General features: G+C 47.0%; 10 protein-coding genes. 6 read left to right on the plus strand and 4 right to left on the minus strand.

Going from position 1 to position 13,913, the window contains the following annotated elements:
• The first annotated feature begins 128 nt into the window (after positions 1–128).
• Together U2F10_RS23980 and U2F10_RS23985 are read left to right on the plus strand one after the other, a co-directional pair.
• Positions 129–1,406, plus strand: coding sequence for a lamin tail domain-containing protein (locus tag U2F10_RS23980; RefSeq protein ID WP_499873459.1), 1,278 nt, complete (start codon positions 129–131; stop codon positions 1,404–1,406).
• A gap of 791 nt (positions 1,407–2,197) precedes the next feature.
• Entirely contained in the window at positions 2,198–2,851 is a 654-nt protein-coding gene (locus tag U2F10_RS23985) for a hypothetical protein (RefSeq protein WP_499873460.1), read from the plus strand.
• Positions 2,852–3,045: 194 nt separating this feature from the next.
• Here U2F10_RS23985 and U2F10_RS23990 read toward each other — a convergent pair whose 3' ends face one another.
• Positions 3,046–6,108, minus strand: coding sequence for an nSTAND1 domain-containing NTPase (locus U2F10_RS23990; protein WP_499873461.1), 3,063 nt, complete (start codon positions 6,106–6,108; stop codon positions 3,046–3,048).
• A 97-nt stretch (positions 6,109–6,205) separates the two neighbouring features.
• Between U2F10_RS23990 and U2F10_RS23995 the strand changes: the two genes are divergently transcribed.
• Positions 6,206–6,565: a CU044_2847 family protein gene (locus U2F10_RS23995; protein ID WP_499873462.1), complete on the plus strand. Its 360-nt coding sequence runs from the start codon at positions 6,206–6,208 to the stop codon at positions 6,563–6,565.
• 99 nt (positions 6,566–6,664) lie between these two features.
• Here the strand turns inward: U2F10_RS23995 and U2F10_RS24000 are convergent, their stop codons facing one another.
• Both U2F10_RS24000 and U2F10_RS24005 read right to left on the minus strand, forming a co-directional pair.
• A complete protein-coding gene (locus tag U2F10_RS24000) occupies positions 6,665–8,329 on the minus strand; it encodes a competence protein CoiA family protein (RefSeq protein ID WP_499873463.1) in 1,665 nt (554 codons plus the stop codon).
• Between the two features lie 209 nt (positions 8,330–8,538).
• On the minus strand, positions 8,539–9,849 hold the full coding sequence (locus U2F10_RS24005) for an SUMF1/EgtB/PvdO family nonheme iron enzyme (RefSeq protein WP_499873464.1): 1,311 nt from the start codon (positions 9,847–9,849) through the stop codon (positions 8,539–8,541).
• A 441-nt stretch (positions 9,850–10,290) separates the two neighbouring features.
• On the opposite strand from U2F10_RS24005, the gene U2F10_RS24010 reads away from it, so the two are divergent.
• The 3 genes from U2F10_RS24010 to U2F10_RS24020 all read left to right on the plus strand — a co-directional run bounded on the left by U2F10_RS24010 (position 10,291) and on the right by U2F10_RS24020 (position 12,238).
• The gene (locus U2F10_RS24010; RefSeq protein ID WP_499873465.1) at positions 10,291–11,193 is read left to right on the plus strand and encodes a hypothetical protein; all 903 of its coding nucleotides are present in this window, start codon (positions 10,291–10,293) and stop codon (positions 11,191–11,193) included.
• A gap of 799 nt (positions 11,194–11,992) precedes the next feature.
• Positions 11,993–12,109 carry a helix-turn-helix domain-containing protein gene (locus U2F10_RS24015; protein ID WP_499873466.1) on the plus strand — a complete coding sequence of 39 codons (117 nt, stop codon included), beginning with the start codon at positions 11,993–11,995 and terminating at the stop codon, positions 12,107–12,109.
• Positions 12,110–12,238, plus strand: a complete 129-nt coding sequence (locus tag U2F10_RS24020; RefSeq protein ID WP_499873467.1) for a hypothetical protein — start codon at positions 12,110–12,112, stop codon at positions 12,236–12,238.
• Positions 12,239–13,491: 1,253 nt separating this feature from the next.
• Here the strand turns inward: U2F10_RS24020 and U2F10_RS24025 are convergent.
• Positions 13,492–13,644: a hypothetical protein gene (locus tag U2F10_RS24025; RefSeq protein WP_499873468.1), complete on the minus strand. Its 153-nt coding sequence runs from the start codon at positions 13,642–13,644 to the stop codon at positions 13,492–13,494.
• Between the last annotated feature and the right edge of the window lie 269 nt (positions 13,645–13,913).

A 13,913-nucleotide genomic window follows, 5' to 3' on the forward strand; every position in this document is an offset into this window, starting at 1 on the left:
TAAATTTTCCCTACCTAGGGTATTGCTTTTACGCATTGTATGAAGCTTTCCATTGGTGCCTTCCAAGATGAAGACACTGACGTTGTTTCCTGAGTGAGGTCAATATGCGTTATCGATCTGGTTGCCTTATGCTCCGACGCATTCTGGCAGTTGCTGTTGGTTCATTGATTCCTTTATGTTCCTTGCCTTCTTTCGCCAACGAAGAACTTACAGTGGCAACCTGGAATGTTGGCTTCCTTGATCGAAACGTTAATGCTTTGGATCTCGATGATTTTCTTGATGAAGTGGATTTCGATATCTTATTAGTCAATGAAATCGAGACGCAAGCCGACCTTGATGCTATTAAGCAAGAAATGGGGCGGGAGAACTTCCATACTGCAATATCAACGTTCCAACCTGGAACTAATCGAGGTGATCTGGAGGTTGGTATTATCTCTCGCTTCCCATTGACTAATATTGTTGAGTTTGATCGTTCACTAGATAGAGCTGGAAATATTACAGAGCGTCGGCTGGAACGTGTCAATCAAAGCGGTATTGCTGATGTGGGTGTTGGGCGTGGTTTTCTTGTCGCAGAAATTGATGAGCTTGATTTGTTTGTCATCGTCTCTCACTTTAAGTCCTCACGTAGTCGTAGCGGCCCTGCAGATTTTAGTAATGCCGAAAAACGCGAATTGGTTGCTGCAGCCGTAGTAAGCCATACCAACGAACTCTTAACAGCCAATCCAGGGCACACAGTTATTTTCGGTGGCGACGTTAATGTTGGTGTTACCGACAGTGACAAGAATGGTACCGATCTCACCGATGATAGAAATGATGGCTATGATGATACGCATGCCATCTTAGGTGGTGGTCTTATTGATGGCCTCAGTATGATTTCTCTGGCACAGAATGTTGCTGAAACATTTGTTGGTGATGGTAGTCGTATACCTTTCCCAGGAACTGGAGCGATTGATGTACTCTATGTGGCTGGTTCATTAGCAGATGAGTTTAACCCTGCCCAAGCAGCATCAGCTCGATATGGCTCAGATCACCTGGCAGTTTTTGCATCTACAGGGGAGATTCCTCCTACACCGCCACCACCAGAAGGTGATGTTGAAATTACCAATGCACTCCCCAATCCTGATGGAGCAGATGTAGGGCGAGAAACTGTCACACTACGCTATAGTGACCAAGGAACACTGGATATTTCCGGATGGTCGATGCGCGATCTCGCCAACAATATCTTCGTTTTCCCAGACGGTAGCATGCTGAATCCAGGCGACAACGAAATCACGCTTCGTAGGCCGACCATGCCTCTCAATAATGATGGCGACACCATTACTTTGTTCGATAGTAATGAGGTACAACAAGGCGAGTCTTTCACCTACTCTCGTGCAGATGTTAGACCTGGGCAGCAGGTCCGATAGTTGGCTGTATGGTGGAATCCTCGTCATTTCGTGCGGAACGCTTATGCGAGCCGTTGGACATAGTAGTGCGGTCGTTCTTCTTGCGAGCGTCTGCACTGCTGTTGTCTTGGGTCGTTGATAGGCTTTACGTCCCTGCCACTCCACCCCCCTCTGTTCAAACATGACTAGGGGGTACGTAGAAACGGCAGGGTAAGCTTCCCTCGATGTGTTCACTAGAGATGCTTCCGGAACATGAACCACAGCTGGATGAACCACAGGGGGGATGCCCCAGGGGATGCCTCCAACTTCATTATCGTGATAATGAAGAACAGTTTTACCATCATCCTCGACCAGCACTATCACCCTCCCTCCCAAGCCACCCCCTAGTTCAAATAAGGGGGCCTACTGATCCCAGGATGTCGAATTTTTTCTTGCTGGGTAAAATGGCTGAAAATACTCCTTTTTGAAGCACATTCAGCTCATGGCTCTAGGACCGTGTCCACCACACGCATAAGAACAAAACACCGATATCAAACCTATATCAATGTGCTGGAACCAATGGGTTGGACGGCTGGAAGCATTCTCCCGCGTGCGATCGCACCCTCTTTTGCCTAATAGCCCTGATAGCTATGACAGCTCCTTGAGCCATAGATTAGAATCTATTGTTAATGAGATCGTGATTTGGTATTGAAGATTGTCAATGGATTAGCACTCTTTGCTGACCTCACTACCTTTCACTCACAGCACTCCTCTCCCCCCTATCCAACCCTTTACCCCTACCCCACAAGTCCCACAAGTCCCCACATCTCCTTATGCGAATCAACCACAAACGAGAATTAGCCGAGAGACTCTCCGAGTCAGACCATAGAGCACAACGGGCTCAGCTCGTCTTTGATCATCGTCGTGCAGGCGGCCAGATCACCCGAGAGTTTGCCCAGGAGCTCGCCGAGCAAGGCTTTGCCACCAAAGAAGGTAACCCCTTATCAGTGTCCGTTTTGCATGATGATTACCAGGCGTTTGTTAAAAACCTGACCGTCTTCCATCGAGAGACCTACCAAGATCAGCAAACGCTTCAGCTGGTTAGGCTTGAGGGCAATCTTGAGATTCTGAATGAAATGGTTCAGGAGCTGAGAGATGATGCCGAAGCGGATACGGCCAATATCCGACCGGTGAAAACGGTGCTTGTGCTTAGGGAGCTTCGCCAAACCATCGAATCGATCTCCAAGCTTACGGGTGCTAATGCTCCAGTGGAGGTTGTGGTGACCCAACGGTTGGAGAGTGAGGTGGAGATGATTCTGGGGATCTTGCGTCAGGGCCTGACCGATGAAGAGTTTCAGAAAGTGGCCGGGTGCTTGGCTAAGGGAATGGGACTGGTGCAGGAGAAGGCTCGGGGTAAGGAATTGGGTGGAGTGGAGGGAGTAGTGGAAGAGGTGGAGATAGCGGGTGAGATAGGGATGGGCGAGTGAGGGTGAGGATGTGGGTGGTAGGTGAGATAGGTTGCGATCGCAGAGAATATTGAGACGGACTGATTTAGACGTGAAGTTCGCTATCAGCGGTTGCCATGAGGGGAATGGTTGCCATGAGGGGAATGGCTGCCATGAGGGTAAGTTTTCTCTGACTCAGCTATGGAACTAGAGCGTTTAAGCACAGGCTCTCAAAGTTATTCCCAGGGTCTCTGCCGTTGCTCGTTGACAAATTCTGCCGCTGCTTCAATGTTCTCAAACTCATCTGGATATCTTTGATGCAAGATATCCGCTAACTTGTCACAGTCTCGGTCTTTCCCTCCCTGAATTTCAATGTTTTCTGGAAGCGGAGCATTGCATATAAAAGGTGAATTTTCGCCTTCCAGTTGTGTTTGAGTAAGGCGATTGGCAGCACGTAAATCAGTAGCAAGAATGATCGCAAAGCTTAGGTTGGCATTTTCGAGGTTAGCGTAGCGAAGGTTAGCATCGATAAGAGCAGCGTTACTGAAATCAGCAGAACTTAGATTAGCAGAGCTTAGATCGGCACTAAGGCTAGCAAAACTGAAGTTAGCGCTGCTTAGGTCAACATCACCAGCAACAGTTTTGTGCAGGTAGGCATTGCTAAAATTAGCTCCGCGAAGGTCGGCATTGAGAAAACTGGCATAGTCGAGGATGGCATCATAAAAATTAGCGTTACGAAGATCGGCGTAACCAAGGGAAGCGTCGCGGAGATCTGCATTACTAAAGTTGGTATAGCGTAGGTCTGCATAGCTGAGGTTGGCAGAACGGAGGTCGGCATTATTGAGCTCGGAGGAAAAGAGCTCCGCGTGAGGGAGATTGGAACCGCTCAAATCCGCCGCTGATAATCGTGTCTCTTTAAGTGAGCGGCAATGACCAAACACTCGCTCTAAAAAATATTCAGGAACCGCTGCATAGGATTTAGTCGCAGAACAGCCAGCAACTAGCTCTTGAACTGCTTGTTTTTCTTCAGATTTATTCTCACTGTCCAAACGACTATAGTCTTTCTTTATATGGTCTTCACGTACAAAGTGTTCTACTGGTGCTGCAATAATCACAGCTGGAATAACCAACCAGATAGATGCTTTCAGAAGATTCCGGCGTTTCTGCCAAACACTTTTTTGGATAAAATTTTTGGCTGGTTCTGAAAGCGGAAAAGTATCCACCTGATGCTTCTGAAATTGAAGTGCTTCATTGAGTGACAACCCCTGTAGCAAATATCCTTTCAACTGATTATGCTCTTGCCAGGTCACGGCACTCGCTTCAATCCGCCGTTGCTGCCGTAATAAATCCCGATTCTTTTCGATCCACTGTCGCAATAAACGCCAATGACGAATCAAGGCTTCATGGGCTACATCAACGATGGCACGCCGCTCTTTCACGTCACCTTTACCAATCAATTCACTGGTTACTAACAGTCGGTTATCTTTGCTAGATAACGTGTCAATAACGGTTCTAACTATTTCCACTGGATGCAACGGTTCAGAAATCAGATTGTCTAAAAACACACGACGGCGGGTATCTTCAGTCCCCTCTCCCAACTGAGTTAACTGCTGAAAGATATGCTGTACCGTTCGTTGTTGGTCAGTATTGAATCTGTTGTAAATCTCAGTTGCCCGTTTATCTAGGGTGCCGTTGATGCCACCAAGCTCCTGATAGGTAGAGAGCATGAGCGTACTTTCCTGACGACGCTGCCACAGTTCCTTGAGGGTGTATTGCAAGAGTGGCAAGCTACCAGGCGCACCCTTAATATCATTGAGGATTTCAGTAACAAGGGCTGGTTCAATCGTTAAGTTAGCCTGCTCTGCCGGTTTACAAATGGCATCTCTTAACTCATCTGCTGTCAGAGGTAAGACACTAATCATGTGTTGCTGCAATTGTTGGGCTAACCCACTGTAGTCTTGCTCTAAACACTTGCCGACAAAATCTGCCCGCATGGCAATAATCAGGCAGAACTTGTCACCGGTTTCTTCCAGTGCCCCCATTAAACAGCCAAAAAGCTGTTCGCGTTCCTCATTACTATCACAACGGGTAAAGACTTCCTCAAATTGGTCGATTACCAAAATGGTTCGTGGTGCCGTAGACACCTCTACCAAGCGTTGTAGTCCTGCAGCCCCTTCTTTAAGGAGTCCAATCGCTTTTCCTAACTCTCCTGCACGGTCTAGCTGAGATCCACCCTCCGGTACAAACACAGCGGCTAAATTTTGCATTGGATGAATATCTGGACGGGTAATCAAAATCTGCCACTGGTCACTGCCTGCACTGCGTCGTCCCAGTTTTAGCTGATGGAGTAACCCAGCTCGTAAGACGGATGATTTGCCATTGCCCGAGGCTCCAACCAGTGCCATAAAGTTGGATGTGCGTACCTGATCAAGCAGTTGTCCGACCAGCTTTTCTCGACCAAAGAAGTATTTCGGGTCTTCATCATTGCAGTCGAAGAACTCCAGCCCCTTGTATGGACAAATGCCACTATCTACCGGTATCTGCTTCGTTGCCTGGTCTTCAACTTGCCAAGTCCGAGTTAAATTAATCGCCTCACCAAAGTTGGTGCAGACCGGCGTTTGTAATTCACCCTTAAGGGCTTGGTTCACGTAGTCCACCAGTGCAAAGGTATCAATCCAGCGTCCTGGTAACCGAGATGGTTCCAGTCCTTCTAGCAATGCCTTAGTCAGCACACTGTACTGGCTGTTCAGATCCTCCCAAGAGGTTTCAAAGTCACGGGATGACGCGATAAAGCAACGGTCTCGACTCTCACTATTTCCAGGGTTAGCCGCTCCCACATTGACGATTAAAGACCCACTGTGACAGCAATCGAGCCAGATGATTTGCTGCTTGACCGGACTTTCTGATAGAAGCCACTGCAGCCAGCGCAGAGATAACCCTGCTCGTGGGGTATTAGAGTTTGTATCACTCGCTGCTAGATAGCCTTTGTCGAACCCATCTTTATCGGGGATGCCGTGACCTGAAAAATAAAATAGTGCCGTTTCAGGCGCTTGAGTACTATCAGGTCGAAATAGTTGCTTGAGAGCCTGCTCCAGCTGTACCTGTAAAACCTGCTGGGTCGATGACACCGTAGACCTGTTCCCATTGGCAGGATCAATCTGCTCTGGCAACCGCCAAACCCTAAAATCGCCATCCTGCTCCAGTCGGTGTGCGATCGCTTCAGCATCTTTAGCCGGAGCTTTCAAGGAACTCAAATACTGATAGCGATTGATTCCGACGATCAGGGCATCGCGGCTCATAGATGGCGGCTAATGGCAGGATGTGGTGTCAGTGTAGTATCTGATTGCTGATATAGCAGTACCCGTACTGGTACTTATTCATTCTTCTTTATATGCCATGACCCAACTAGCCCCCATTCAGCTCGAAGACGGCACGACCATTTATATCGAGGCTGACGAAACCGTTACGGCTCCACCGCTACCTGCTGATCATGGTCCTACTCGGACTCCAAAAGGTCCTGGTGAGCAAGCCGTCAGGAGTTTTCAGATGATGCAAAGCACGATCCGCACCTATACAGCTCATACTCTCAATGCTTTTAAGGACATGGCCACGGCCAATGTGGATAAGGTGACGTTGGAGTTCGGTATCAAGGTGGCTGGAGAAGGTGGGGTGCCTTATGTGACGAAGGGGAGTGCTGAATGTAATCTCAAGATCACGGTTGAGTGTTCGTTTCCGAAGGAGGGAAAAGAAGGCTAGTGGTTGCTGGTGGAATGATGAGGGGATGATGAGAGCCGTCTTTTGGGCTGCAGAAGGCCGAAACAAGCGGAATGATGCCAGCCAAATCTGGGAGAGATTTTACTTATAGTGCAGGCTTATTCTCTGAACAAACACACCAAAGCTATCATCACCAAAATCACACCAACCATTTGTCTGGGCATCACGTTCAATCGCTTGTCTATCTTCCGCGGATAAATCTGATGTATCCCACCACTCATCAATTAGCCCCCAAAAGTCCTTGGCGCTTGCCGCACACGAATAATCATTGTGTGTGTAAATAAGTTGCCATAGTTCTTCAGGAGCATTCATCAAACTCGCCTTGAATTTCTCCAACAGCTTGATGATGTGGTGGCACCTCTTAATATCAACATGCGATAAGACCTGCATCGCATCATCGAATTGCCATGAATAATGACAACAAATATTAAAGGCATCCGCTGGGGGTGAAGTGTCTGTTAAGAGAATCAATTCCTGAGCACATGCGCCAACTTGAAAATGCCTTAATTGAGTCGCATCTGAGAACATCTCAGGAATAATCCGCTTTGCTTCAAGTATGTCTATGCGTTCTGCTTGACGTTTCTGGCGATCTTCCCGTCCCCAGATAGCGGAATCATCAGGCCTATCGGCAGGTTGTTCCGTTTTGGGGTGCTTCTTGACCTCAATAGTCGGCTCCAGCTGTGATTCACCAAACAGATTTAAGTCAAAGTCAACAATAGCCTTCGCTGGTGGTTTGGCTTGATGGGACTGTTGGCCGGTGAACAGTTCCTCTAAACGATTACAACGTCTGGTATCAGTGTGTTGTGGGTTGTCGTACTCCGAGATATAAAATGTCAGCCGATGCCCTGGAATTAACGTGAGCTTAGCCGGGTTGACAACTACGGACTGCTCGTCTGGCTTGAGGCAATACACCCACACTCTGCCGCTGTGAGCATTAGCATATTGCATACAGTCTCGAAGCCGAGGGCTTCTGGTGCGTAAGTTGTCAGGTGAGCCATGTTTTCTAAATACCCAGATAACCTGATCTGCATTGTCTAAAAGGGCATGGTGTCGAGCCCTGAAAACATTGATATCTAGAGGGCTACGCTGTACCTCTAGCGCCACTTTCAGCGGGTCTCTATCAGGTGCGTTCACTACAAATTGCACATCGGGGCGACGTCCTGATGCTCCTGTTAACGCTTTGTCGTGAAAAATATCGGTAACAGTCGCACTATATTGAAGCTCAATCATTTTGAGCAGCCGCTGGCCAATTAGGTAAGCAATTTGATCATGTTCCGATTGAGCTGTGCAGGTTGAGCCATGGCCAGAAAGATGTGCATAGCCTGATCTAGTGTCTCTAGAGTGCCTATCCTGCCTGTACCCAGCTCGATATCTAACTGCGATTCGAGGGTTTAAGCTGCCGTCGCTAACTACGCCAGCATTACGCATAGCCCGAGTAATGGCTGGGTTTACATCGCTGATAGCGTGGCTTGCTCGGAGCTGTATCAATTCGAGCTTTCGTTCTGTGCTGAACTCTTCGTTTTCAAGATCAGACAGTATTGAGCGGTTATGCAAGTCAGCCATTGACCTGTCATACAACCATTGCGATTCCTCGTAATAACCCAGCCGTTTTAACTCGTTGGCTAGACACTGTGGGCACGAGCACAGGCCAGCTCTAAATAGCGCTGCATCAATCCCAGTCATTGCTGAGGGCCGGGTTACCCGCTCATCAAACTGATTGGCCAGGTTGAAACTATCTAGAGTCATGTAGCGGGACTTATATGCAGCTATTGCAATGTTAACTAATTAAAAAGGGGACTGTGTAGCGCTGAAACTATACGGTGAGAGACTTTTATAAACTGCTGCTCAGATTCAGTACTGTACTACAGCAGAGTGTAAGAATTGTTCTACATCGAATCAATAATGTCACTAGAAGTTTGGCCAACAAAGGGTATAGGAGTTAAAAAGGTGAAGGTCTAAGGAAAAGAACCTGTAGTTGCTGAACAGGCTACACGGAAGCCAACCCATCTGAAACGGAAGCTAGAGCTAACAGGTTCACGAGCGGCGGAGCGACACTTCTTGGGAGGGCTCATCCAGGAACCGCCACGTACTACCCGACCGAAGCTAAAGCCACTGGTCCAGCTACTACCATCATCAGGAGCACCTTCGTAACTAAGATGAAAGGTATCCTGGCAGAACTCTTCTACGTTGCCATGCATGTCGTAAAGGCCAAAGGAATTAGGAGGAAAACTGCCCACATCAGTTGTTTCATGAACACTTTTTCCTTTGGCCTCTTGATCGTAGGTATCGCGAGCATCATAATTTGCTATCCCAGCGGTCAGCGTTGGGCCAAAAGAAAAAGACATCGAATTATTAGCGCGGCATGCATACTCCCATTCGGCTTCACTTGGGAAACGATACGACAAAGTGCTGCGTTTGGAGAGCCGTTTACAAAACTCGACGGCCTCGTACCACAGCACACGTTCTACAGGGCGTTGCTTTCCTCTAAAATCTGAAGGAGCTGCAGAAAGTTCTATGTCTATATCGTCTAGTAAAGCTATAGCTTTCCATTGTGCTTGCGTTACAGGGTACTTCCCCATGTAAAAATCGGGGACATTTACCCTATGCCTCGGGCCTTCACGAGCCATTCGCTTTATCTCATTGTCCGGAGATCCCATCCAGAATCGGCTTCCTGGGATTTTGACCATATCCAGGTAGACACCATTGCCCAGATCCTGACGGAAATACTCAGCACTTTTCTGTTCCCTGCTGATGATTGAGCCCCTGTCATTTATCTTGACGGTTTCAAAGGTGAAAGTCTGAAGTTTCGGAAGTTTCGGAATATTTAGGGGTGCTGCCGCATTTTTAAGATGCAGCTCAATTGACTTCACCAGTCGTTCAAACTCTCCATCTTGAAACAAATCTAACCATTGGTAATCTCTAAGATTTATCCCGTATTCCTCTTGACGTAAATCAGGTATTTGACAGTCATCTAACCGAACCGGAATCAGAAAAATCTGACCGGGCGGCCTATCGGCCATCTCATTCAGTGCCATTCTGAATTCGCGCTGAATGTATCCTTGCTTCTTGATAGACCGCTCCGATAGACAGGCAAGAAACACGTCACTAGCTTCAATCGCTTTTGGAATTTCTGCTCGCCAATTTTGGCCTGGGAGTAAGTCAACCTTGTCTAGCCACGGCTGAAATCCACGTGCCTTAAGGCATTGATACAAATGCGTAACGGCTTCCTTGTCCTCTGAGGCGTGGGCCAAAAAGATACGGATCATCAGCTAAGATTGGGCTATCGGTTTCAAATTTTAGAAAGCGGCTCTAACTTGGCGGTTGGGAGTCGCTTTCTGCTTCTATAGCTTATTAAACCTGGTTTTCTTGGTGAGTGTTACCGATGGTGCTGATGTCTGAGCAGCAAGGAAAATCTTAATGTTATGGCCTGCGATAATACCCACTACCTAAAACGATAAAGCGATACCTAGTCTGCAGTGGTCAGCAAACGTATTCCCCTCATCCTGATAGGGCCACCAAGCATTAGGGAAACCATCTGTACATCATCTTAAAGACCTACCTTACATCAGGGTGCAGTCGACTTTCGTACACTATATTCTGGTTATTTTTTAGGTGAATATTAATTAAGGAAATCTAATTTCAATCAGATTTCTCTGTTGTTTTAGCGGTATTCACTTCTGACGATCGTCTACAGAGATTCATTACAGATGGCACATCAAAGGCAACATTCTCCACAAAGAACTCGTATTCACTTAGGACTTATAGGAAAAATTTCTCTAGGAATATTGGCAGCAGTCACGACGGTGCTATTTCAGCCTGCTGTAGCTCAGGCTGTAGCACTTCCAACTGTGAGCATTGCTCAGGCTCAAAGCTCGTCAATTTTTGACATGTCAGAGACCCATCTGACCGCGATTTCAATTGTGCTCTCAACAATTGGTGGCGCAGTCGTATATATGGTCAACGAGTCATGGAAGCGACGCCAATATATAGAAGAAAAAATCAAGGACTTTGAAACGAGCCCAGAAACCATCAATGTCAGAAAAATGCTGAGTGCTGAGCTTCAATGCATTGAGCTATTTCCCTTTGTGGACAAAGCCATGGAGCGCTTCGTGATAGTCGAAAATCATCTTTGGACAGAGGCTATCCTTGCTTGTAAGTGCAATCACACCCTTAGGGAAGAATATGACGGCATAGATAGGGGAACACCTCTGTATTTACAATGTTCAGCCGTTAAATCTTGCATTAGAGATAATTTCAACAGGTTCTTACATCATCTGCAGCATTTCGAAAAGATGATTCAGGCTGGAGCCTTGGATAAAGAAAAGCTCAGAAGCTATTTATATCCTTGGTTTGAAACAATTAAGCAAATAGGGACTTCTGAATTAGTAGACTGTCCAGCGACAAAGCAGCAATACACACACCGCGCTGCCTTGTTGGAATATATGGGTCTATTGGATACTGTCCCAGACGACCAGCTCTCGATTGTACAAAGGGATGTCAGAGCACTGGTCAAACGCTATAGAAGCTTAAGCTCTTTCTTGGAGGGTCGGTCAAGCACCCCTCAAGCAACTAGCATGCATATCCCATGTCCAGACCCTGGAACAGCATAGGACATGACTAACATTTTGTGCTTTCCAACTAGAATCCGCATGGTGTAGGACTTTCAGTGATGTGCAGGACTTGAAAAATTAGTGTGTAGGACTATGTGTAGGACTGAAACCTATAGGGTGAAGGACTTTTAGAGATGTGTAGGACTTTCCCTATAGACCAGGTTGGTCGCAAAAAATTAAAAAATATGAGTCTAAATAGTTGCGGTTTGTCATCTTAAATTGAAGCACCATCCCTAAAGTCATTGATATAAAAGGAATCAATCACCCAGATCCATGCTTTTTATTAGTAGAGGTCGCGGGTTCTGGCACAGCCACCTAAGTTGCAGGATGCCAAAATCTTAGACTTAGAGATGTTCGATAACCCAAGCCATTGACATGAGGCAATTGTAATCATTGCTGCTCAGAGTCATTACTTGACGCTTGCGGGGTGCATCTGCGGAAGCACTCACCGCTAAATTCCTATAGCCCAAATACGCAACTTAGCAGCAGAGAACCTAATCACGGGCGTTAATCAGCCACCTAAACCCAAACAATAGTTTCTTTGTACTCAGTAAGCCTTCTATTTTTGATACCGATGGTCAACCACCTCGTAACGGATTCAGGTATACTTTTACTTCCCGTTTGGAACCCTGTAGAACTCTTCAAAACCAGGGTAACTGCGTAGCTTTTTGAGACAAAAGACACATTCCTGAGCCGTTTTATACGGATGTCCTGTCGGGGCTCGGAAGAAAGAACGTAAGCAGGTCAATGAATATCGGCTTGCTCTAACTTTGTAGTCTTTGTGAGGTTTATAACCACCATGGGAAAGGCCGGAAAAGCATTAAAGCCTGTACTGACTCAGTACGGAATTAGTCAAAATCGTCTGGCTGTGACAATGGGTGTAGCTCGTTCAACGGTCAACCAATGGGTTAACTAAGTGAGCGATCCGCTAGCAGATTCAGTACCGGAGATTATGGTTGCTCTAGACACACTAGAGCCATCAGCCGCCAAGATTTTTCTCAGCATGTATTTGGAGCGGGGTGTTGAGGCGACTGTAGATCGCTAGATTGCTCATGCACTAGCAGGCGCTGCTAGATTGCTAAGGAATCCACGCAGGATTGATACCCGCAAAAGGAAATGCTTAAGGCACAATTGCCTGAGTCCTTTTGTTAAATCGATCATCAGAGGTCGGGTAAAGCATGAGGAATCATCGCTTTGCTGGTGCGATCGCAAGGCCATCGTCCAAAATTACTGAGTCATCTTTGCCGGATTCGTCTCCCAAACTATGGTTTGGGTGTAGCGTTTTTTCGGGTCGTCCTGGTTACAGCTCACCATGGCTGCTGCAGAGCCATAGTGAGATGCATCCATAACCAATCCATACGGGGTAAAAAGTCTAACGTTTTCCCACTTTGCTCAGGATGCAACCATAAAATCCTCGTACGGGTCAGGTTCAAATCGATAGAGCCTTTGACCTTAAGGGCTACTGCTTAGCAAAGGTTCGCTCAACAGACTATTCGCCAACCGAATAAGGAAGAAGACCACCTGGTCAGAGGTGGTCATAGTTCATGCACTCAACAGAGAGAAGAACACATGAAATACTTAATAGCTATCGGTCTTATCGGTCTCATCTCACTAGGAATAATTGCCCTATCTAACAAGGTAGGCTTGGTTCTCCTAACCTCTGAACACTTTACGTTCATCATTGATGGCGATGGGACAAGCAGTTTCGACCGTAGTGATTAAATATACAACACTCGATAGAGCAGTCCGGGATATCTATTTTCGTTTGAGACGATAGCAGGATGATAATCAGCCAATACGCTTGAGTTATCACTCTGTCATCACGAATAAAGCTCATCTCCGCCAACACGATCGCTGGACTGCGGACAGACTAATAACGGTAACTTCATTGCCATAGGGAGCCGGAAAGTTAAGGGTATAGGCCATCCGTTGCCTAGCCCAACTCAATCGGCTCCCTATGGCAATGGTGCTTCGAAGCTAGCCAGATACATGAGTTAGCTATTAGCAGACCACCTGGCTATTAGCGGACCACTATTGTTCAGGCCGATCATGCGTCTAAAAAAAGATCAAACAAGCCTAGCTTTACCCAGTGGTAAAGCTAGGCAAATGATAGCGCAAAAAACGAAGCCGCCTTTGGGCAACTGGATACGACTGCTGTCCATAGCATCATCATTATCCAATTCCAGCGGATTTCCTACAAAAGGTTTAGGTGGGCCACTGGTGATCAGTTTTAGGGCTACTGGTCATCCATTGTTAGCCTGGCACCATCAGACTGCATAAGGGATAGGCCAGAACGAATTAGTAAACTAACTCTAAGCTATCGAAAGTAAAAATGCGTAGGGTGTAGCCCCCTCCCTCTCCTCCGAGTAAGGCAAAAGTTACGCCTTCAGCACCAATATCAAACTTGCGATCGCACCGCTCAATCACTTGGGCCGGGTTAGCACCGCTCAATCACTTGGGCCGGGTTAGCACTGGCGATGACTAGTGCCAATTGTCCAGCAGAATAAAATCGTTACCCAGTCCGGGACATTTACTGAAGGATCGCCTCATGACATGGGTGAGTGTACAGTGACTTTTTATTGGTCAGGGAGTCAAATCAGTGTTGCCGATAGGGCTGATTCTAGACGGAAGGAGGTCTAGTTGGTCTTAGCACGATCGCTTTTTTTACACCCCTCTTACAACCGCTCCAGACATTGAACTTTCAACGTCAAATAGCTGCT

It is taken from the genome of Leptothoe sp. EHU-05/26/07-4 (assembly GCF_043421015.1).
In the GTDB taxonomy this organism is placed as follows: Bacteria; Cyanobacteriota; Cyanobacteriia; order Phormidesmidales; family Phormidesmidaceae; genus Leptothoe; species Leptothoe turfae.